This is a genomic window from Diaphorobacter caeni (assembly GCF_015354245.1).
Classification (GTDB): domain Bacteria; phylum Pseudomonadota; class Gammaproteobacteria; order Burkholderiales; family Burkholderiaceae_C; genus Diaphorobacter_A; species Diaphorobacter_A caeni.
Genome location: NZ_JADKYZ010000002.1, coordinates 714971 through 734575 on the forward strand (window position 1 = coordinate 714971; position 19605 = coordinate 734575).

At 61.4% G+C, this 19605-nt stretch carries 19 protein-coding genes; 2 read left to right on the plus strand and 17 right to left on the minus strand.

The genetic code is table 11. The features are described from left to right. Nucleotides 1-52: 52 nt before the first annotated feature. From ISG32_RS07075 to ISG32_RS07135, 13 genes are all read right to left on the minus strand, one after another. Nucleotides 53-1612: a cell surface protein gene (locus ISG32_RS07075; protein ID WP_194770285.1), complete on the minus strand. Its 1560-nt coding sequence runs from the start codon at nucleotides 1610-1612 to the stop codon at nucleotides 53-55. A gap of 209 nt (nucleotides 1613-1821) precedes the next feature. Then, nucleotides 1822-2283 carry a hypothetical protein gene (locus ISG32_RS07080; protein WP_194770286.1) on the minus strand — a complete coding sequence of 154 codons (462 nt, stop codon included), beginning with the start codon at nucleotides 2281-2283 and terminating at the stop codon, nucleotides 1822-1824. Nucleotides 2284-2327: 44 nt separating this feature from the next. Continuing rightward, the gene (gspD, locus tag ISG32_RS07085) at nucleotides 2328-4772 is read right to left on the minus strand and encodes a type II secretion system secretin GspD (RefSeq protein ID WP_194770287.1); all 2445 of its coding nucleotides are present in this window, start codon (nucleotides 4770-4772) and stop codon (nucleotides 2328-2330) included. Between the two features lie 14 nt (nucleotides 4773-4786). Continuing rightward, nucleotides 4787-5464, minus strand: a complete 678-nt coding sequence (locus ISG32_RS07090) for a hypothetical protein (protein ID WP_194770288.1) — start codon at nucleotides 5462-5464, stop codon at nucleotides 4787-4789. Then, nucleotides 5461-6015 (minus strand): type II secretion system protein GspM, encoded by a 555-nt coding sequence (gspM, locus tag ISG32_RS07095; protein WP_194770289.1) that lies wholly within the window; start codon nucleotides 6013-6015, stop codon nucleotides 5461-5463. Before gspM ends, ISG32_RS07090 begins: the two co-directional genes overlap by 4 nt. Then, on the minus strand, nucleotides 6012-7271 hold the full coding sequence (locus ISG32_RS07100) for a PilN domain-containing protein (protein WP_194770290.1): 1260 nt from the start codon (nucleotides 7269-7271) through the stop codon (nucleotides 6012-6014). The genes gspM and ISG32_RS07100 overlap by 4 nt, the downstream gene beginning before the upstream one ends. Before the next feature lie 97 nt (nucleotides 7272-7368). Next, nucleotides 7369-8232, minus strand: a complete 864-nt coding sequence (locus ISG32_RS07105; protein WP_194770291.1) for a type II secretion system minor pseudopilin — start codon at nucleotides 8230-8232, stop codon at nucleotides 7369-7371. Between the two features lie 8 nt (nucleotides 8233-8240). Then, complete coding sequence (locus ISG32_RS07110; protein WP_194770292.1) at nucleotides 8241-8954, minus strand: prepilin-type N-terminal cleavage/methylation domain-containing protein; 714 nt, start codon at nucleotides 8952-8954, stop codon at nucleotides 8241-8243. Then, on the minus strand, nucleotides 8951-9370 hold the full coding sequence (locus ISG32_RS07115) for a type IV pilus modification PilV family protein (RefSeq protein ID WP_228529632.1): 420 nt from the start codon (nucleotides 9368-9370) through the stop codon (nucleotides 8951-8953). The genes ISG32_RS07110 and ISG32_RS07115 overlap by 4 nt, the downstream gene beginning before the upstream one ends. Continuing rightward, a complete protein-coding gene (locus ISG32_RS07120) occupies nucleotides 9367-9813 on the minus strand; it encodes a GspH/FimT family pseudopilin (RefSeq protein ID WP_194770293.1) in 447 nt (148 codons plus the stop codon). The genes ISG32_RS07115 and ISG32_RS07120 overlap by 4 nt, the downstream gene beginning before the upstream one ends. A gap of 26 nt (nucleotides 9814-9839) precedes the next feature. Continuing rightward, nucleotides 9840-10268, minus strand: a complete 429-nt coding sequence (gene gspG / locus ISG32_RS07125; RefSeq protein ID WP_194770294.1) for a type II secretion system major pseudopilin GspG — start codon at nucleotides 10266-10268, stop codon at nucleotides 9840-9842. A 30-nt stretch (nucleotides 10269-10298) separates the two neighbouring features. After that, nucleotides 10299-11549, minus strand: coding sequence for a type II secretion system F family protein (locus ISG32_RS07130; RefSeq protein WP_194770295.1), 1251 nt, complete (start codon nucleotides 11547-11549; stop codon nucleotides 10299-10301). After that, nucleotides 11542-13272, minus strand: a complete 1731-nt coding sequence (locus ISG32_RS07135; protein WP_228529634.1) for a GspE/PulE family protein — start codon at nucleotides 13270-13272, stop codon at nucleotides 11542-11544. Before ISG32_RS07135 ends, ISG32_RS07130 begins: the two co-directional genes overlap by 8 nt. A 227-nt stretch (nucleotides 13273-13499) precedes the next feature. Here ISG32_RS07135 and ISG32_RS07140 point away from each other — a divergent pair, with 227 nt between their 5' ends. Further along, a complete protein-coding gene (locus ISG32_RS07140) occupies nucleotides 13500-15245 on the plus strand; it encodes a beta-galactosidase (protein WP_194770296.1) in 1746 nt (581 codons plus the stop codon). 70 nt (nucleotides 15246-15315) lie between these two features. On the opposite strand, the gene rfbC is transcribed toward ISG32_RS07140, so the two are convergent. Genes rfbC through rfbB form a run of 4 tightly spaced genes read right to left on the minus strand, consistent with a single transcriptional unit; the run spans nucleotide 15316 to nucleotide 18787 of the window. Then, entirely contained in the window at nucleotides 15316-15861 is a 546-nt protein-coding gene (gene rfbC, locus ISG32_RS07145; protein ID WP_194770297.1) for a dTDP-4-dehydrorhamnose 3,5-epimerase, read from the minus strand. Between the two features lie 25 nt (nucleotides 15862-15886). Next, a complete protein-coding gene (rfbA, locus tag ISG32_RS07150; protein WP_194770298.1) occupies nucleotides 15887-16786 on the minus strand; it encodes a glucose-1-phosphate thymidylyltransferase RfbA in 900 nt (299 codons plus the stop codon). 37 nt (nucleotides 16787-16823) lie between these two features. Then, the gene (rfbD, locus tag ISG32_RS07155) at nucleotides 16824-17714 is read right to left on the minus strand and encodes a dTDP-4-dehydrorhamnose reductase (RefSeq protein WP_194770299.1); all 891 of its coding nucleotides are present in this window, start codon (nucleotides 17712-17714) and stop codon (nucleotides 16824-16826) included. 2 nt (nucleotides 17715-17716) lie between these two features. Then, a complete protein-coding gene (gene rfbB / locus ISG32_RS07160; RefSeq protein WP_194770300.1) occupies nucleotides 17717-18787 on the minus strand; it encodes a dTDP-glucose 4,6-dehydratase in 1071 nt (356 codons plus the stop codon). Nucleotides 18788-18936: 149 nt separating this feature from the next. Here rfbB and ISG32_RS07165 point away from each other — a divergent pair, with 149 nt between their 5' ends. Beyond that, nucleotides 18937-19449 carry a phasin family protein gene (locus ISG32_RS07165; RefSeq protein WP_194770301.1) on the plus strand — a complete coding sequence of 171 codons (513 nt, stop codon included), beginning with the start codon at nucleotides 18937-18939 and terminating at the stop codon, nucleotides 19447-19449. The last annotated feature ends 156 nt before the right edge of the window (nucleotides 19450-19605 follow it).

Sequence of the window (19605 nt, forward strand, 5' to 3'; positions counted from 1 at the left end):
GGGAGTTCCCCGCCTTTTTACTTACGCATCGCTGCGTTCAGTCCGTAACGAATTAAGGACGAGCGAAACGGTGACCCCAGTTCACGCCGAAGTTACCAGCGGTACCGGCAGCCACGGATGGGTTGTAAGCGCTAACGAACGCTTGGCCCAGGATTGGCAGGCCAGCGGAAGTTGCACCGGGGGTGTTCAGCTGAGCCCAGCCGTTCGTGAAGCCAGTGTCCATGTCCTTCAGTGCCACGGAAGCTGCCAGCACTGCGGACTGCGATGCACCAGCGTTGTTGAAGCTCAGAACGGATGTTTCGCCGCAGAACAGGGTAGGCGCTGTGGGCGTACCGGGAGAGATCACCACGTCGTCTGGGGACTCTGGGGAGTTCTCTTCACGATCCCAAGCTGTGTAGCTCACGTTCAGCACGCAAACAGCGTCGCCGTTCATTTGCGTGTTGGACGCAGCGAAGTGCTTGTTCACGTATGGGTTGTACACGGCTTCTGGGCCACTTGCAGCAGCGTAGTCCACGGCAACAGCGTAACGACGTGTAGGCATGGAGAACACCCAGTCAGTCTCAGCCTTGATGTCGGGCTCAGTCCAGTACTCGTTGATCACAGCACGGGTTGTGATGGCATCAGCCAGCTTCACAGCCTGGTCACCAGGCCAAGTCGCAGCAGCAGTGGTGTACTGAGTGTACGGTGTAGACATGTCAGGCAGGTCATACATCGCAGGCTTCACGTACACCTTACCAGCAGCGTTGGCACCGAACAGTGCGTCAGCCGTGTAGGTGGTGGGATTGACCACGTTTACGTTGGTCTGTGGGAAGTACACGATGTGACCGGTACCCAGCACAGGAGGCACTGCCACCGAATCAACCGCTTCGATAGCCGTAGCTGTACCGCTCCACGACAGTGCCTTAGGCACGTTCATGATGGTCCAGTTGGCTGCCAGGCCGGTCGTGGGGTTAGCCATGCCGATAGCTGGAGCTTCGTAAGCAGCTTCGTCTGCCAGGTCGGTGTTGATGGCGGTCCAAGCAGTGTTGGTGCCGTCGTTCGCGCACTTGGCAACGCTGTCCTTGTGCTTGATCAGCGGGTACAGACCACCGGTGGTCGACTTTGGAATGTCGGCCATGTTGAAGATTTCAATGTAACCTTCACGGGTGCCGTTGGCACGCTCTTCAGCCGTCACCTTGGAGTTCAGACGCGAAGTGATGAACGGTGTGCTGTTCAGTGTAGCCTTGGCTGGCTTCGTGCAAGTAGCGTCTTCGGTCGTCAGGTACGACAGGCCGTCGGAGTTCTTGCTGACGTTGGCAGTCCACACGTCGCCTGGCGACAGGAAGACTTGGAAGTCAAAAATGTCGTCAGAGTTGCGAGCGCCGCGGAAGCGAACCTTCACAGCCTTGCCGTTCACGGTGTCGGTGTTGATCAGCGACAGCAGCATGGCGTTGCCATCTTGCGTGCTGAAGTAAGGCACGAGCAGCATGTGACCAGTGCCGGTGTTACCGAACTGCAGGTCGTTAGCAGTTGCTGGCGTTGTAGTGCCGCCGATCGTTTGGATGGCGTGCGCGCTGCCAGCAAAGCCCACCACAGCGGTGGCGATGCTCAGAGCGAGAACATTCTTCTTCATAGAAACTCCAGTTGAAAAGTTGTTTGGCGCAACTAAGGTAGAGGTTGATTACGCCTTTTAATCCTAGCATAGCGGGAAGGCAGTTTGCCTAGAGAATTCACCCCGCCGATGAGAGTATGTTGGTTGGGTGCAACAATTACAGGTACTCGATACTCGTTTCCTCCATCAGTCACGCCAATTCAACCTGCAATAGGGCAACGTACGTGGACTCAAAGTTTCTCGAATATCCACCATTGTCCATCCTCCAATAGCCATGTTTCGTCAATGTACGTGACGACTTGTTTCGGAAAATTCTGACGGAACATCGCGGCGGCCGTGGCAGCCAAACGAATCTGGACATCGCACTTGTCAGCCGTTGGACAAGTGACCTTGACAGCCTCTCCCTCCAGAACCCTCACGTCCTTGCCACGACGCTCCACAAACTTCTCTGGAGGCACCGTAGCGCGAAACCCAGGGGTATTGTATTGATAGGCAGCGTTTTGGTCACCTTTTATCAACGCTGCCCAACGGGCGTTGGCTCTTGCCTTGACAGCAGCTTCCGGACTACCCCCTCCGAAACTGGCACAGCCCGCCAGCAGCGCAACCGCCACACCCAATCCTGTGAGCCTGGCTACCCATGCGCCGCGCCCACTATTTCGTAAGCGATCCTGAGCGACTCCAGCATTCATCATAAAAAGTTACTCCTTGATACAGATTGAATTCGCAATTGTCCAGTTTACTGAGGCTGCGGAGCCGAGATCGGGGCTGCGGTCCTCGGCTTGACCTTGTCTCGGTCAAACGCTTCCACATCTCGCAATCCCTTCATCCGGTCACGAAGTTCATCAGAGACTTCGCGAATGTCGATGTCCGTGCGCACCACACGCGGAGAAATGACGACCAGCAACTCAGTGCGTTTGCTGTCCTTCGTATGCTCCCCAAACAGCGCACCAAGCACAGGAACTCTGGACAGCAGGGGCACACCCGTTTTCGCTGCCTGCTCCGCATCTTTGATCAGGCCGCCTAGCACGATCGCATCACCGGAACGGACAGCCACCTTGCTGCTGATCTGACGCTGCATGAAGGCGTACTGCTTGGTGTCGGCATCCTGAGCGCCCAGATCCGTCAGCATCTGATCAATCTGCATCGTGACCAAGTTGCCCGCATTGACTGATGGCGTAACCACCAAACTGACCCCCGTATCCTTGTACTGGATAGTCGATGTGGTTGTCGTCGTCGTTGAATTGGGAATGTAAGTCGTTGATGTCTGCACTGGCTGCTGATCACCGACGGAGATGGTCGCGGTGTGATTGTCCAGAACCATCAGGCTGGGACTCGAAACCACTTTCAGGTTGGTGATCTTCGACAAAGCGGACAACGCCGCACGCACCCGTCCATAGGGATTCAGAACAGAATAAGTGAATCCGCCAGCCAGCGCACCGGTCTGTGGAGCTCCGCCGACATAGCCGATTCCGGAGCTGTCCACCTTGCTGCCATTCGCCGTTTGATCCGTAAACGCCCACTTCAACCCATAGTTCAAGGTATCGTTCAGGGTCACCTCAATGATCGATGCCTCGATCAGTACCTGAGTCGGAGGGATGTCAAGACGCTTGAGCGTGGCTTCAATCCGCTCATATTCGGCTCGCGTCGCCCAAATCAACACGGAGTTGTTCAGCTCGTCTGCCACGACGCGGATCGAACCAAAGCTGGCCGTCACGGAAATGGACGGACGATTCGAATTGGCGGTATTGCTCTGACGAAGACTGGTCAATCCTCCGGAGCCGATTCCGGTTCCGGCAGACTGCCCAAACGCGCTGCCTCCCGCATAGCCGCCATATCCACCCATGGTGTTTCCGCCATAGGCGTTGTTGTATCCGCCCATGGAGTTGTTGAAGGCGTTGTTGTTGTTGAACGCGTTGTTCGATCCCGTCACGCCGGCCACGCCGCCCTGCCCCGGTGCAACCCCCGTCGCACCCGTGGCTCCTTGGGCGTTGCCGCTCTGAAACGGATTCTGCATGCCACTGAAGATTCCGCTCAAGACGGTCGCCAGATGGCGCGAATTCACGTTCTGAACCTGATAGATGAACAACTGCGGCTCCGCGCCGTTGTCGCTCGGCTTGTCGAGCTTCTCGATCCAGCGGCGGGCTTCCTCCAGATAGGCGGCTCGCGGGGTCACCACCAGAATGCTGTTGATGCGCGCGATGGGCAGCACTCGGAGTGCGCCGTACAACGGAAAATTCTCGCTCAAGGCTACGGCCGGGGTATTGGCGGCTGCCGCAGCACCCCCACCAGCGCTCCCCGGAATGGCTTGAGCGGAGCCTGCGGGCCGCGCCACGCCTCCAGGGGCTCCACCGCCGCCTGCCGCCGCGCTGCTGTTCAGCAGTTGCAGCGCGGACTCCACCTCCTTGACAGAGGCGTATTTCAATGGGAAGACGCCGACCGACATGCCCTTGAGCATGTTCACGTCGAAGGTCTTGACCATGTCCATCCAGCCTTCGGCCTGATTGCGCGTGCCGGCCATGACCAGCATGTTGCGCAGCGTGTCCACCCGGACGATCGCTTCGCCCTGCACCATCGGCTTCAGAATGGCCGCCATTTCCGTGGCGCCAATGAACTCCAACGGAATGATGACCACGCCATAGCCGGGGGGCAGAGGCCCCTTGGTGCCAGCCACGCGGATGTTGGAGACCACGCCCTTGAGCGAGTCCAGTCGGCCCACGTGGTAGACGCCACGCGAGTCACGCCCCATGGCAAGCCCGTTGACCTGCAGCGCGCTCTCCAGCAGCGACAGCGCGTCGTCCGGGGAGATCGGACCGCGCGTGGCCAAGGTCACGCTTCCGGTGATCGGCTGGTGCAGCACGTAGTCGACCTTCAGCACCTCGCGCATGAACACGGTGACCACATCCTGGATGGGGGCATCCTCGAATTTGTATCCGCTGGGCGAACCTTCCACCGGCGTGTAGGCGGGAGGCATGTTGATGAGCTTGTCATCACCGCGCATGATGCGCGGCTCGAAATCCGGGGCCGGCTTGGACTTGTCGTCACCCGCCGATTCCGCCGACACAACCGACGCTGCGGTCTTGCCATCCGGTGCTCGCGCGGCGGGATCAGCGGCATTTTGAGCGTGCAGGCTACCCGTCAAGGCAAACAGAAGCCCCGTAGCAATCAGTTGACGCGATTTCATTGAATTCACTCTATTCATTTGGTAACGGGACGTGCTCCAGCTCGGGCACGAATTTCATTGCGACGACGCAGGCGCTCACGCTGGGCCTCTTCCATCGCTTGACGACGTTGTTCGGCGGTGGCATCCAAAGGAATCTGTCCTGCCCCGGGCGCACCCGCCTCTGGCGGTGCTCCGGGAACCGGCGCTTTGGGCACGGGTGCCGGCTTGGCGGCGACCAGCAGCAGCTTGCGCGTTTCACCGCCATTCTCGAAAACGGCTTCGCGGTCTTCTATGGACTTGAACGTCCATGCACCCAGCTTGTCGTTGATGGAGACCATGCGCACCTTGCCATCGACCTTGGCCAGCATGCCCGAGGGAGAATCCTCGCCGCCATAAAGACCAAAGACGTGAATGCCCGCAAACGGATCAGGCGGCGGAGCCTTCTTCTCCTCGTCCTTGGGAGGAGGCGGTGGCGGGGGGCGGCGACTTGGCGAGAACAACGGGCGCTCCAGCGTCTCCACGAACAATGCCACGTCCACTTTGGAGGCGGAGGCCGGCAGCGGATCGGCGAATTGCAGATCGGGCATCACCGCCTGGGGAGGTGTCCAGATCGTGTTGCGCAGGGTTCCATCGGGCTTGATCCACAGCGCTGCCAGCCCCAGCGTGAGCAGCAGGATCAGAATGCCGAGAATGCGTGTTGCGGACAAGGTCATGCAGGTTTGCGGTGCAACACCGAGAGTTTGAGTTCCGTGCCGAGGCGCTGAGGCTTGTCAGCCCTCTGCAGCCCGACCACCTGAATATTGATGCCGTCCACCAGAATGACCGGCGTCAAGCTAGGCAGCACCGCCAGAGCGGCCTGCAGATGGATCAGTTCGCCCTCCGCGCGCACGGACAGCGAGATTCTCTCGAAGCCCTGCTCCATTTTTGCCGGCAGCACCTGACTGCTGACCACGGTCAAGCCCGCGGTGCTGAGGATCGAGCGCACGCGCTGCTGCGCATCGTTGCCCGCCTGTGTGGCATCCACCTCGCTTGGATAGACGAATGTTGACATGCGCTGCTCCATCTGGGCAACTTTTTCATCCATCTTCCCGGCGCTAGCCTGCAAACCCAGAAGCCTCGCGAATCGGGGCTCGAGTCGACTGAGCTGCTCCTGCGCATCCGCGTGCTTGATCGAGAGGTAAGTGCCCAATGCGAACAACGGCAGCAGGCAGACGAGCACCGTCACAGCAAGAATGCCCCAGTCGCGGCGTGACAGTTGATTCATCGTGACCCTCCAATCGATTCAGACGGCTCAACTCGAGTGCCCGCATTGCCCGGCGGCGCAGCGACCACAGGCGCCTTGGGCGCGGGTGCAGAAACGGGTGCCGGCGCTGGTGCTGGCGCAGTTGGTGCCGATGCGGCAGGAGCAGGAGCAGGAGCCGATGCCGTCGCCACAGCGGCTGAGGCCGCAGGCGCAGGCTGTGACGCCGCGGAGGCCGGAGCCGAAGGCGCCAACGCGGCCGCTGTGGCCGCATCAGCCACCGACACCCCAAAATCGTCCGTCAACTGAAATTCGATCTGAAAGGTTTCCTTGACCATGCCGGGCTGCCGAACTGCAGCGGAGAGCGCGCGGACCTCCTTCACCTCAGACAAACCGCCGAGCTTCTGCATCAGTGAAGCGGAATCGCTCGCCTGGCCTGCAATCATCACTTTGCGCCCCTCAATCTGCAGTCGCTGCAGCACGGTGTCATCAGGCAAAGCCTTGGTGAGCGCCTGCACCACCTGCAAAGTATCGAGGCGATGACCAATGATATTGGCCAGCGCCTTGACCTGATCCTCGATTTTCAGCAATCCTTCCCGCTTGCCCACTTGCGGGCCAGCCTGCTTGTCGAGCGCCGCATAGGCGACATTGGCCTGTATGGCCTTCGCTCGCAATTGCAGATAGGGAGTGACCGCCATCGCGGCACACAAGGCCAGCGCCACGCAGGTCAGCGCCGCAACGATGGTCCAGTATTTCTGACCGCTGCGCGCACGGCGCGCCTCGCCGAACCCGGGCAACAGCATGGCCGCATCGTCACGCTGTGGCAACAAGGCCCAGGCCTCCGGCTCCGCTCCGGCTCCCGTCACGCCGGTCCTCGACGCAATGTGCTGCACCACCCGCTCTCGCGCGGCAAGCACCATGTCCACGGTCACCGCATCCGGCGACGAAGCGGAGACGTTCGTATTGATCGCATATCCCCAGAGCAGGCTCGACGACGCAAAAGGGTTGCTGTTGAGCGCCTCAAGCGACAGCGCCTGCTGCATCTTGTCGGGATCCAGCAACGGCATCACCAGTCGCTTGCGCAACAGCAGGCTCTCTGGAATCAGCCGCGCCTCGAAGCTGCTGTCGGAGGGCTTGGCGGCCTCGCTGCCTTCACGTGTCTTCAGCCGGAAACCGCGCGTGCGCGCGTCAGGCTCCCAGATGGATCGACCCTGGACATCGTCGGCCACCACCTGAATTTCAACGCGCGGAGCCAGCCACGACCATGCAGGAGTCAGCATCAACTTCGCCCACGGGGCTTTCAGGTCGTGCCAAAGATTCCTCAGGTCGAGGCCAAACAGCCTCAGATCATCGCTCGCAATGGGCATGCTTCAAGTTCTATGGTTTTGGCAAGGGAGCTTGCTCCACTCGGGAATCGGCGTAAAAAACCCGCCATGGTAACCCGTCAGGTGACGAGTTGGTAATCTGGTACCGACGAATGACCATGATGGCGCCGCCATCCGGCAGCGGAACTCGAGCGCTCATCTCCACGGACCGGGACGAGGTCGCCCCACCAATCCATGCACCGTTCAGTTGGCTGGTGTCCGCGCCGACATTATCTCCACCACGGGCTTGCACGAAACCCGCGACTGCAGCCTCATTACCGCCTGCAACAATATTGAGCACATTGGGGGGAGCCGCCTGCACATTGATCTGCCCACTGCCCCCGGAGTCAGTCGTGATCATTGGAGCAATCCGGGCATAGATGGTGTAGTCCATGCCCGGCAGTCGCATCAGATCTTCGGGGGCCTCGAATCCCGGCGGCTTTCCCGACGGACCCGGCGTCGTTCGCGCCATCATGATGGCATTGGCGAGCGTTCCCGCCACACCTGCATCCACACCAGCTCCCATCTGGAACAAGGCTTGAAGCAATTCAAGTGGCGCTCTGTTGATGTTGATGAATCCATTCATGGGCGTCATGCGAACCATCACGTCCCTGCCCGCATAGGAAACAGGCGCCTCCACCAGTTTCTCGGGACGTTTTCCGCTGGCGACCAGCGACTGCAACGCCAACTGCATGGCTCCTTCAGCCACGGCCTTCGCCATGACGGTCTGACGAGCGAACGATGCCACCTTGAGTTCCGACTTGACCGACAGCATGATGCCGGTCACGAGTACGCTCAAAGACGCCACCAGCCACAGCACGGCTATGAGGGCAAAACCGCCCTCGGTCCGACCATGGGCGCAGGAAAGCGAATGCAACCCAGATCTCATTGCGAGCCCCCGATCACCTCATCGTCGCCATCCGCGCCATCCGGGCGGGACACCGGCAGCGGCCACAGCGGAACCACCCATTGCAGGGGAGCACGCGCCTCACGCTGAATGTCGAGCACCACGCGCGCAGGCAGAAAATCCGGGTGAGCCCACTCGGCCTCCCATTCGACATTGGCATCGACGTTCGCTGGGCGGGAGTTCTCATACTGCAGGGAGAGCCCCGACACGCCGACCATCAGGACCTGCGAAGCGGCGGAGCCCCAATCCGGAAAACCCGGCTGGTCTTCCCAAGGGACATAGCGCAACACCAGCGCCGACGTGTTTCCCGCCGGCTCCACACCCAAATGAAAGAAGCAGCGTCCACCCGCACCATACCGGGCCGGGAGCACACCGATCCAAGACACTTGAGACGAAGCCCCCTGAAACTGCAGCGGTGGCCCTCCCGGTCCCGATGCGCCGACCTTGGGCAGTGGCGCGCCCTCCAGGGCGGCACCCGGCACGGCGCGGGCCGAGATCCGCCCCAGCGTGTCGCGAACGAAACGCTCTGCAAGGCGATCGTCATCCTGCATGGCGAAGTTGGCGTCGACCCGCTCGCTGCTCTGGCCTGCGGTGCGCATGGCAGACACGAGCGCAATCATGATGATGGACAGAAGCACCATCACCACCAGCATCTCCAGCAGCGTGAACCCGCCAGCGCGCCGCGTCCTCATGCTCCGGGTTTCCTCGGTCCGCGCTCGGGCCGCAGTGTCTGAAGCACCAGCTCCTTGGGCTCACCGCGTTCCACCCAACGGACGGCGACCTGCACTTCGTGCAGCTTGGGCGCCTGGGGATTGTCACCGCCGCCCGAATCAAATGGCTGCGATTGGAGCGACCAGGCGATTTCGCCCACGCTCCCCGATTCGGCGACCCCTGCAGCCGGAACGCCATCCACGCGACTCAGCGTCGACTCGGCCACCGACGTGGCCTGCTGGCGCAGATCCAGATCACCCACCGCACGCACGCTCGAACCCGTGGCACGGTACAGCACGCCCAGCGACATCGCCATGATGGCAAACGCGACCAGCAGCTCCAGCAGAGAGAATCCGCGCGCCCTAGCAGGATGTCGGCCCATGTTGCGTCGACTCATTTCTGAACGGGCTCCTGCTCCACGCGACCAGAAAACCAGTCCACGCGCAGACGCACGCCGTCTCCGGTATGGCGCAACACGTCGACACTTCCGCCGCTCGCGCCGCCCGATGGCAGGAAGCGGATGCCGAAATGCGAGTCCTTGGCCTCACTGTTCGCCACGATGGCGCGCAGCTCGATGGTGTCCGGAATGGGTCGCGACTGACCACCCTCCACTCCGTACTGCTTGCTTTCCAGATTCACCATGAACACGGATTCGCGTCCGCTGAGCACCGCCTGCTGACGTGCGGCGCGCATGCCGGTGACCACCCCACGGACCACATCGCGGTAGTCCATGGAGGTTTTCATTTTGTCGTATGCGGAAGGCGCCACCGACATGACGAGCGCGAGGATGGCGAACACCACCATCAGCTCGATCAATGTGAATCCGCGCTCCCGCACCACAACAAAGCCACGCCTGCTTCTAGGAATTACTTGGAATTGCGCACGTCGGCGTTCTCACCCTCGCCGCCGGGGGCGCCATCGGCACCCAGCGACAGGATTTCAATGCCGCCGTTCGGACCTGGATTGGCATAGCGGAAAGGATGGCCCCACGCATCGGTCGGAACGTCGTCGCCCTTGAGGTAAGGGCCCGCCCAGCCATTGCTGCTGCCGGGACGCTTCATCAGCGCGCCCAGGCCCTCATCGGCGGTCGGGTAGCGGCCCACGTCGAGCTTGTAGATTTCCAGCGCCTTGTCGATGTCGGCAATCTGCACGGCCGTCGTTTTCGACTTGGCTCCGCCCAACTGGTTCAGAACCTTCGGGCCCACCAGACCGGCCAGCATGGTCAGAATCGCCAGCACCACCAGCAATTCGATGAGTGTGAAGCCCGCCTGGGCTTTTTTACGAGTGTTGTTCATGGTTTGAGTCATATAAAACAAAACAGTTGATCAAGCGGCGAGATCGTTGACGGACAGGATTCCCATCAAAATCGATACGATGATCGAGGCAATCAGGATCCCCAGCACCAGAATCAGCACCGGTTCCACCAGAGTCAGGGTGCGTTTGATACCCACCTCCACCTCACGGTTCAAAATATTTGCCAGCTCGAGCGTCATGGGTCCGATGCGTCCGGTTTCTTCCCCCACACGCAGCAGGTTGATGGCCAGTGGCTCGAAAACTCCCGTGCCAATGGCGGCATCCGCCACTTTGCCGCCTTCTTTCACCTTCGGCCCCATGGTTTCCAAGGGCTTTCGCAGCAACAGGTTGGTCACTGTCTGGGTCGAAATGTGCAACGCCGTCAGCAGCGGCACTCCATTGCCCAGCAGGGTTCCGAGCGAGCGCGAGAAAAGCGTCATCTCGTATTTCTTCGACAGCCCCCCGACAAGCGGCATGCGCAGAACCACGCCCTGCCACCATTGGCGCCCTCCCGGCGTCTTGAGCCACTTCAGCAGCATCCACACCACCAGCGCCCCCACGATGACGATGAACCAACCATAGTGCTGAAACACCTTGCCGATATTCATCACGACCCGCGTCGGCATGGGCAGCGCATCACCCATGTCATTGAACAGCTTTTCAAACTGCGGCACCACGAAACCCAGCATCGCCACGAGCGAAAGCACCGCCACGCCCAGCAGGATTGCGGGATAGATCGCGGCCGAAATCACGCTTTCGCGCAAGGACCGGATGCGTTCCATGTGCTCGACGAGCCGCGCCATCACGGATGCCATCTGGCCACTGATTTCGCCGGACCGGATCATGTTCACGTAGAAATCGCTGAAGAGATGGGGATGGCCCGACAGGGCTTTGCTCAAGGGCGTGCCGCTCTTGACCTTGTCCAGAATGTCGACCAGCAGCGACGTGACCATGGGCTTGTAGCTCATGTCGATGAGCACGCGCAGCGCATTGTCAAGAGCCAGTCCCGCCTTCAGCATGATCGCCAGTTCGGAGGTGATCGACAGCACGTCCGCCGCATTCACCTTGGCCTTGGGATTGCCTTGCTTGCGGAAGGCCTTCGGCCCGCCCGGAAGGGCCCCAGCCTTTCCACCGCCTCCGGCCAGTCCCGACTCCCGCACGTCCAGCGGAGTCAGGCCCTGATCGCGCAACCGCTTGAGCACCTGCGCAGCGCTCGCGGCGTTCATGTTGCCCTTGGTGACCTTGCCGTTGGCGGCGGCGGCGCTCCAGTCGAAATCAGGCATCGCTCTGGTCCTGTGTCACGCGGGCGAGTTCGTCCAGGCTGGTCGCCCCGGCGAGCACCTTGCGCAGACCGTCTTCGTGCAGACTGAGCATCCCGTCCTTGGCCGCAATCGTGTTGATTTCCACAGCGTCCTTGCCCTGCAGAATGGCCGAGCGGACCTTTTCGTCGAGGACCAGCAGTTCGTGGATGCCGGTTCGTCCACGGAAACCCGTCTGGCGGCACTGCTTGCAGCCGACAGGTCGGTAGATGGGCGTGCCGTGCGCGGCAAAGCGCGACAGGCCTGAGGTGGTCCACTCCGTCTCGGACGGCACGTAGGTTTCCTTGCACTCTCCGCACAGGGTACGCACGAGACGCTGGGCCAGAATGCCGTTCACCGACGAGGTGATCAGATAGCCTTCGACGCCCATGTCCTTCAGGCGGATGATCGCGCCGGCTGCCGTGTTGGTGTGCAGCGTGGAGAGCACCAAGTGACCGGTCAGCGCGGACTGCACGGCGATCTGCGCGGTTTCGCCGTCCCGCATTTCACCGATCATGATGATGTCCGGATCCTGACGCAGGATCGAGCGCAGCGCGTTCGCGAAGGTCAGGTTGATCTGCGAGTGCACCTGGATCTGGTTGATGCCTTCGAGCTGGTACTCGACCGGATCTTCCACGGTGATGATCTTCTGCGTCTCTGAATCGAGCTTGGCCAGTGCCGCGTACAGCGTGGTGGTCTTGCCGGAGCCGGTCGGCCCCGTGACCAGCATGATGCCGTAGGGGCGCGCCAGAAGAGCATTGAATTTATCCAGCGTATCGGTCGCGAAGCCCATGTCGGCCAGACTGAAACGAACGCTCGCTCTGTCCAGCACCCGCATCACAATGCTTTCGCCGTGCACAGTGGGAACGGTGGAGACACGCAGATCCAGCTCGCGCCCCTTCACCCGGGTCTTGATGCGACCGTCCTGCGGCAGGCGACGCTCGGCGATGTCGAGGTGCGCGAGCAGCTTGACGCGCGAGCCGACGGCAGCGCTGTGTTTGGGCGGAACGATCTCGGACGAGTGGATCACGCCGTCGACGCGGTACCGCACATGCATGCCGTCGTCGAACGGCTCCAGGTGAATGTCGGATGCACGCATGTCGATCACGCGACCGACGATGGCATTGACCAAGCGGATGACCGGCGCTTCGCTGGCCAGATCCTTCAAGTGCTCGACGAAGTCGCCCGAATCGCCATCCAGAGCGCCGAACTCATCCCCGTCGACCGCATCCTGCTGCGGCTGAGTGAGCGCGCGTTCGATGTCGGACACATTGCCGATGAAGGGCCGGACCTCAAGGCCGGACACCATCTGCAGGGCCTTGAGCACGAAGTCGTCCTGCGGCACCGCCATCGCCACATCCATGCGTCCATCCTCCACACGCAGCGGAAAGACGTTGTGGCTGACGAGAAAATCGGGCAACAGCCCCTCCACGTCCGGCATCAGCGTGGGGAATTCTTCCGCCGTGACGAACGGCACATTCAATTGTCTGGACAGCGCCTGACTGATGTCGAGTTCGGACACCACGCCCAGTTGCACCAGCACCTTGCCAAGCAGGCCACCCATCTCGTGCTGTGCATTGAGCGCACGCTCCAGATCGCGATGGTTGATCTTGCCAGCCTGCAGCAGCAGCTCACCCAGACGCAAGCGCGCCGGCTGAATCGGCTCAACAAGTATGGGTTCCGCAGTGTCGGCTGGTTGTGTCATCATAGAAAGTTGCTCGTTCCCTCGCCGGCAACATCGCTTCGATGCTGCTGGCGGCATAACCCGCCATCATACCGGTCAAGCCTTTGACCGTCAGATCTGGATTCCTTCAAGAACTCATGCCGCTCGCACTGTCACGCAAATACCAAAAAAGGGGAAATTGGGGAGCCGCGCTCGCTTCGCTGGCGCTGTGCGCACTTCCCGCGCATGCGCAGATCGCACCGGACGGGCTGATGCCGCGTGCACCGCTCTATGTCACCCCTCTCGTCTCCGGGGTACTGCTGTGCAACGCCGGCAACCGCGTCACCGAGCTGAAGACGCTGGAGCAGATTCAGGACTGGTGCGTCAAAAACAACGCGACGGATGACCTCGCCGCCAAAACCCTGCTGGACGCGCTGGAGCCCGGTGGCCCCGCAGGCAAAGTGCGGTTGGGATACACACTTCTGGTCCCGCTGCTGGAGTTGTTCGAGCGGCAGGAAGGCCAGTGGAAAATCAGCCCCACCAAGGCCAAGCGCTATCTGGACGTGATCGCCGCGATCCGTCGTCCGGTGGTCGTCTACCTCATGGGCGATCACTACGACAGCAGCTCTCAGCTCTCTCAGGAGCTCGCGCGGGATCCGCACAATCTGCTGGCCTATGCCACGGGCCCGGTGCCGACCAGCCGCTACATCGGACACGGAATCATTCCGTTCACACTGCGCAGCGACCCGGACATTCCCGTCAATCGATACCGCTTCGAGGCGCTGCGCCACATGACACGGCAGATCAGCGGACTGGACGCGTCAGTGCGATCACACATCGTGGCCGTGACCCTCGCCGGGGAACTGCACCACATGTATCCAGGGTTCGAGGATGGAGTGGGCGAGTACGACAACATCCAGGTCACCGACTACGGCCGCGAGTCGCAGGCCGAGTTCAGAGGGTGGCTCAAGGAGAAGTATGGTTCGATAGAGCGTCTGAACCGGCAATTGGGCAGCCAATTCGCTGCCTTCTCCGACGTTGAGGCTCCGGCGCTGGACATCAGGAAATCTCCACTGCGCACGTTTTCTCAGCACTACGACGCCTATGCCGCCGGAACGTTGCCGGTTTTCGGCTGGCTCTGGGATCCAGGGCAGAAAATCCAGAAGCTGGATCTCTACGTCGATGGCGCCTACCACGGTCCCGTCTCCCGCGGACTGGGGCGCATGGATGTCTATCGCGCCAAGAAAGAGGTGACGACGCCCAACACCGGCTTTCGCAGCGACCTCACGTTCCGCGACATGCCCAAGGGCAAGCACATCGCGCAGATCGTCGCCACCTCCGGCGGCAAGCGCTTTCTGCTGGGCGAGCGCGAGTTCGTCATCGTTCCGCCCGACCAATCGTCCACCGCAGACTCGCCCGCACCGAAGCGGCTGGCCGCCCTGCCCGAAGCCAGCACCCTCGAAGGCGTGGAGTACTGGCTGGACCGCCCCAAATCATTGCAGGACGTGTACTACAACCCGCTGGCACGGGAGTGGGACGCGTTCCGGGCATTTCAGGTAAACGCTCTGCTCGACCGCTTCTACCGCATTGCGCGCTCGGAAGGCATTCCAGCTGAATTGCTCTATTCGCACCAGATCGTTTCGGAATCCAATGGCGCATGGAACCCCGTGCTGTTCGCCTCGGACTCCTCAGTGTCCAACACCACGCCATGGCGCACCGGAATCAACCAGTACGGCGCGAGCCCCTATGCGTTCGAGTACCTGAAGAAAAAACACATCCGCGCCTACGGCGTGCCCGAATTCAACCCATTGCAGGGCGCCAACCCCGAGGCGGCCCGCAACGCATTCGTACAGCACTACCAGGCAGGTGCCAAGTTCGTGAGCCCCTTCTTCCTGTCGGTCGTGCCCGCACGGCTGAGGGCTCCGGATGACAAGCGCCACTTCGACATCGCGCCGGACAATCCCAACGATGGAGCCGACACGCTGCACTCCGCGCTGGAGTGGTTCGTGCGTAAATAATAGGCAAGCAGCAACGGCCTCTCAACACAGGCCTCTCCTGCGAATCGAAGCCGTTGCCCTGCCCGTCCTGTCAGTCGAAGACTTCCGCTCTCTTGAATGCCTCGCCCTGCGCGTCCTTCGCCGAGAGGCTTGGAGTGCCGTCAAAGTGCCAGTCGACCGCGATGTCAGGGTCGTTCCACGCGATGCAGCGCTCATGCGCAGGCGCGTAGTAGTCGGTCGTCTTGTAGAGAAAATCGGCGGTGTCGCTCAACACCACGAACCCATGCGCGAAGCCCGGTGGCACCCAGAGCTGGTGCTGGTTGTCTTCGGTAAGCTCCGCGCCCACCCATTGGCCAAAAGTGGGGGAGCTTCTGCGGATGTCCACCGCGACGTCGAACACGCTGCCACGCACCACACGCACCAGCTTGCCCTGAGGCTGCTGGATCTGGTAGTGCAGGCCGCGCAGCACGCCACGGGTGCTGCGGCTGTGGTTGTCCTGCACGAAATCGTGCTTCGTGCCCGTAGCTTCGTTGAAAGCCTGCTGGTTGAAGCTCTCAAAGAAAAAACCGCGCGCGTCGCCAAACACCTTGGGCTCGATCAGCACGACCTCGGGAATGGCCAGACGGGTTGCTTTCATTCTTTCACTCACTCACTTCATCGATTCAATAAATCTTGTCGCGCAGAACACGCATCAGGTACTGGCCGTAGCCGCTCTTGGTCAACGGCTTGGCGAGGCGCTCCAGCTGCTCGGCGTCGATCCATTGGTGGCGCCAGGCAAGCTCTTCCGGACAAGCGATCTTGAGGCCCTGGCGATGCTCGAGCGTCGAGATGAACTGTCCCGCTTCCAGCAGGCTTTCGTGCGTTCCGGTATCCAGCCATGCATAGCCTCGACCCATGATTTCGACATGCAACTGGCCCTTCTCGAGATACAGGCGATTCAGGTCGGTGATCTCGAGCTCGCCGCGCGGTGAAGGCTTGAGGCTTCTGGCCAGTTCGACCACCTGCTCGTCGTAGAAGTAGAGCCCGGTGACCGCGTAGTTCGACTTGGGATCGGCAGGCTTTTCTTCAATGGACAGCACCTTGCCAGCCTTGTCGAACTCGGCCACGCCATAGCGCTCAGGGTCCTGCACGTGGTAGGCGAACACGCTGGCACCTCCGGTGCGCTCGCGCGCGCTGCCCAGCAGTTCGTGGAAATCGTGCCCGTAAAAAATGTTGTCGCCCAGCACCAGCGCGCTCGGGCTGCCGTCGAGAAACTTCTCGCCGATCAAAAAGGCCTGCGCCAGACCATCGGGGCTGGGCTGCACGGCGTATTGCATGCGGATGCCCCATTGGCTGCCGTCACCGAGCAACTGCTCGAAGCGCGGCGTGTCCTGCGGCGTGCTGATGATCAGGATGTCGCGGATCCCCGCAAGCATCAGCGTGCTCAGCGGGTAATAGATCATGGGTTTGTCGTAGACCGGCAGCAGTTGCTTGCTGATGGCGAGCGTGGCCGGGTGCAGGCGCGTGCCCGAGCCACCCGCGAGGATGATGCCCTTGCGTGGGCTTGGATTATTGATCGTCATGCGGTTTTCTTTTTCTCGCAGGGATGGTCAGGAACTCTCAGAGGATTTCCGTGAGCATGCGTTGAACGCCATGCTGCCAATGCGGCAGCGTGAGGCCGAAGGTGTCCTGCAGCTTCGACGTGTTCAAGCGCGAATTGTTCGGGCGCCTGGCGGGGGTGGGGAAGGCCGATGTCGGCACGGGCGCGATCTCCGTCGCCTTGATCTGCAGATCGGGCTTGATCTTCTGCGCCTGCTCGATCACGAATCGGGCGTAGTCATGCCATGTGGTCACGCCACCGGCCACGCAGTGATAGAGGCCCGCATCTTCGGGCTTTTGGTGCAGATGGCGGATCGCGTGCGCGGTCACGTCGGCCAGCAGATCGGCCCCCGTGGGTGCGCCAAACTGGTCGTTGATCACCGTGAGGCGGTCACGCTCCTGCGCAAGACGCAGCATGGTCTTGGCGAAGTTGCCGCCGCGCGCCGCGTAAACCCAGCTGGTGCGCAGAATGATGTGCTTGGCGCCGCTCGCGCGAATCAGCTCCTCGCCTTCGAGCTTGGTGCGGCCGTAGACGGACAATGGCCCGGTCGCGTCGGACTCCACCCACGCCGCGTCGCCCGAACCGTCAAAGACATAGTCCGTGCTGTAGTGGACGAGCCACGCGCCCAGTCTGGCGGCCTCTTGGGCAATCAGCCCCGGTGTCGTCGCATTGAGCTTGCGCGCGAATTCGGGCTCGCTCTCTGCCTTGTCGACCGCCGTGTGCGCGGCCGCATTGACGATCACGTCGGGGCGCAGCGCACGCACGGTGGCAACCACGCCTTCCGGATTCGAAAAATCGCCACAGTGCTCGGTGCTGTCGAAGTCAAGCGCCGTGACCTGCCCCAGCACGCTCAGGCTGCGCTGCAGCTCCCATCCGACCTGACCGCCCTTGCCCAGCAGAAGAATGTGCATGACTACGCCTTGTCCTGAGTCTGGTACTGCTGGGAGATCCAGTCGCGATAGGAGCCGGTCTGCACGGCGGCCACCCACTCGGCGTTCTCCAGATACCACTGCACGGTCTTGCGGATGCCCGTCTCGAAGGTCTCCGCAGGCTTCCAGCCCAGCTCGCGCTCGAGCTTGCGCGCATCGATCGCGTAGCGGCGATCATGGCCTGGCCGGTCGGTCACGTAGGTAATCTGCTCGCGGTAGCTCTTGCCGTCCGCGCGCGGGCGCAGCTCGTCGAGCAGGCCGCAGACCAGATTCACGATCTCGATGTTGGGCTTCTCGTTCCAGCCGCCGACGTTGTAGGTCTCACCCAGCTGGCCGCCCTCGAGCACTCGGCGGATGGCGCTGCAGTGATCGCGAACATAGAGCCAGTCGCGGATCTGCATGCCGTCGCCATAGACCGGCAATGGCTTGCCAGCGAGCGCGTTCACGATCATCAGCGGAATCAGCTTCTCGGGGAAATGATAGGGGCCGTAGTTGTTGCTGCAGTTCGTCGTGAGCACCGGCAGGCCGTAGGTGTGGTGCCACGCGCGCACCAAGTGGTCGCTCGCTGCCTTGCTCGCTGAGTACGGGCTGTTGGGCTCGTAGTTGTGGTCCTCGGTGAAAGCCGGGTCGGTGGGCTTGAGCGAGCCGTAGACTTCATCGGTCGAGACGTGCAGGAAACGGAAGGCCTGCTTGTCCTCCGCAGGCAGGGAAGCCCAGAAGTGACGCACGGCCTCGAGCAGCCGGAAGGTACCGACCACGTTGGTCTGGATGAAGTCTTCAGGACCATGGATCGAGCGGTCCACATGCGACTCGGCCGCGAAGTTCACGACGGCACGCGGCCGGTGCTCCTTGAGCAGGCGCTCAATCAGCTCCGCGTCTCCGATATCGCCCTGCACAAAGTGATGGCGCACGTCGCCCTTGAGTGTCTGCAGATTCTGCAGATTGCCCGCATAGGTGAGCTTGTCGACATTGACCACCGGCTCGTCATTGACGGCCAGCCAGTCCAGCACGAAGTTGGCGCCAATGAAGCCTGCGCCGCCGGTTACCAGAATCATGGAAAGTTGCCCAGATCGAAAATTTGTCTTAGCCGCCGATTATCCCACCCATCGTCCGACAGACGTTTCAGCCCCAAAAGTCATAGACTTCGGGGGATCCGATCCAACCAAGATCAATCTACTCCACCCGAGCTCAACAAGGAGCCAGCATGAGCAGCAAATCGTCGCCTGGAGGCAAGGGAGGCAGCGCCATTCCGGAGCAGCTTCAGCAACTCCCCCATCTCGCCAAGGAATCCGCCGAGCAGATCTGGCTGGCGGGACTCGGTGCGTTTTCCAAGGCCCAGCAGGAGGGCGGCAAGGTGTTCAACGTGCTGGTGCAGGACGGCCTCGCGCTGCAAAGGCAGGCCCAGGCGATGGCCCAGGAGCAACTGCAGGCCGCCAGCAGCCGTCTGGAGGGTCTGACCAGCAAGATGAGCGAGCGCGCCGCAGAGCCGCTCGACAAGCTGGAGTCGCTGTTCGAGCAACGCGTCGCCAAGGCACTGCAACGCATGGGTATCCCCAGCGCAAGGGATCTTGAGGCGTTGCAAGCGCATATTGACGCGCTTTCCAGAGAGCTGCAAGAGACCCGCGCTCAGTTGCGCGCCGTCCAAGGCCAAGAACAAGGCGCGGAACCAGTCGACGCGCCCCCGGCACGCAGAAGCACCCGCAAATCGGGCAGCTAGAAATCCTACCCCGAGCCGAGAACCCCACATCTCATTGATTACCCACTGTCCACGACCATCTCGACCCGTTAGAGTCGACTCTCAACAAGACGCAATAGCAATAGCAATAGCAATAGCAAGAGCGTGTTTACGCTCTCAGAGGGCAAGGAGACAGAG

What these genes read in the sequence shown, in the direction of transcription:
- ISG32_RS07100 (WP_194770290.1), bottom strand. Translation starts at nt 7,271, where the DNA reads ATGCTGACTCCTGCATGGTCGTGGCTGGCTCCGCGCGTTGAAATTCAG.
- gspG (WP_194770294.1), bottom strand. Translation starts at nt 10,268, where the DNA reads ATGAACAACACTCGTAAAAAAGCCCAGGCGGGCTTCACACTCATCGAA.
- ISG32_RS07115 (WP_228529632.1), bottom strand. Translation starts at nt 9,370, where the DNA reads ATGAGTCGACGCAACATGGGCCGACATCCTGCTAGGGCGCGCGGATTC.
- ISG32_RS07090 (WP_194770288.1), bottom strand. Translation starts at nt 5,464, where the DNA reads ATGACCTTGTCCGCAACACGCATTCTCGGCATTCTGATCCTGCTGCTC.
- ISG32_RS07130 (WP_194770295.1), bottom strand. Translation starts at nt 11,549, where the DNA reads ATGCCTGATTTCGACTGGAGCGCCGCCGCCGCCAACGGCAAGGTCACC.
- ISG32_RS07165 (WP_194770301.1), top strand. Translation starts at nt 18,937, where the DNA reads ATGAGCAGCAAATCGTCGCCTGGAGGCAAGGGAGGCAGCGCCATTCCG.
- ISG32_RS07080 (WP_194770286.1), bottom strand. Translation starts at nt 2,283, where the DNA reads ATGATGAATGCTGGAGTCGCTCAGGATCGCTTACGAAATAGTGGGCGC.
- gspM (WP_194770289.1), bottom strand. Translation starts at nt 6,015, where the DNA reads ATGAATCAACTGTCACGCCGCGACTGGGGCATTCTTGCTGTGACGGTG.
- ISG32_RS07140 (WP_194770296.1), top strand. Translation starts at nt 13,500, where the DNA reads ATGCCGCGTGCACCGCTCTATGTCACCCCTCTCGTCTCCGGGGTACTG.
- ISG32_RS07135 (WP_228529634.1), bottom strand. Translation starts at nt 13,272, where the DNA reads ATGATGACACAACCAGCCGACACTGCGGAACCCATACTTGTTGAGCCG.
- rfbB (WP_194770300.1), bottom strand. Translation starts at nt 18,787, where the DNA reads ATGATTCTGGTAACCGGCGGCGCAGGCTTCATTGGCGCCAACTTCGTG.
- gspD (WP_194770287.1), bottom strand. Translation starts at nt 4,772, where the DNA reads ATGAAATCGCGTCAACTGATTGCTACGGGGCTTCTGTTTGCCTTGACG.
- rfbA (WP_194770298.1), bottom strand. Translation starts at nt 16,786, where the DNA reads ATGACGATCAATAATCCAAGCCCACGCAAGGGCATCATCCTCGCGGGT.
- rfbC (WP_194770297.1), bottom strand. Translation starts at nt 15,861, where the DNA reads ATGAAAGCAACCCGTCTGGCCATTCCCGAGGTCGTGCTGATCGAGCCC.
- ISG32_RS07110 (WP_194770292.1), bottom strand. Translation starts at nt 8,954, where the DNA reads ATGAGGACGCGGCGCGCTGGCGGGTTCACGCTGCTGGAGATGCTGGTG.
- ISG32_RS07075 (WP_194770285.1), bottom strand. Translation starts at nt 1,612, where the DNA reads ATGAAGAAGAATGTTCTCGCTCTGAGCATCGCCACCGCTGTGGTGGGC.
- rfbD (WP_194770299.1), bottom strand. Translation starts at nt 17,714, where the DNA reads ATGCACATTCTTCTGCTGGGCAAGGGCGGTCAGGTCGGATGGGAGCTG.